The sequence below is a fragment of the Stenotrophomonas sp. SrG genome (assembly GCF_050031795.1).
Classification (GTDB): Bacteria; Pseudomonadota; Gammaproteobacteria; order Xanthomonadales; family Xanthomonadaceae; genus Stenotrophomonas; species Stenotrophomonas rhizophila_A.
The window spans coordinates 1-277 of record NZ_JBNBBE010000218.1; the positions used below are offsets into that span (position 1 = coordinate 1).

Annotated in this window: 1 protein-coding gene; it reads right to left on the bottom strand. The window is 63.5% G+C overall.

What is annotated here, in order from left to right:
• Positions 1-276, bottom strand: a 276-nt coding sequence (locus tag ACQG3P_RS19590; RefSeq protein WP_426805975.1) for an ExbD/TolR family protein, incomplete at its 3' end; no start/stop codon positions are given.
• Between the last annotated feature and the right edge of the window lies 1 nt (position 277).

Here is a 277-nt window from a genome sequence, read left to right on the forward strand (position 1 = left end):
CCTCTCGTTGATGACGCGCAGCTTGGTGGAGCGGTCACCACGCAGATTGAGCGGGGGCTGGGGGGTCTGCTGGGCGGCGGTCGCCAGGCGGGACTCGTGAGTCTGCTTGTCGATCTCTTCGTCGTTCCAGTAAATCGAGCCGTCTTCCTTCACCGCCCGGGTGATGGGGCCCTTGCGATCAGCCGCATCTTCCGGCTTCTGCACCAGGTTGGCCTCAGGCAGGTCGACCTTGCCCTTATGGGACATCAGGGGCGCCGTGATGAGGAAGATGATCAGC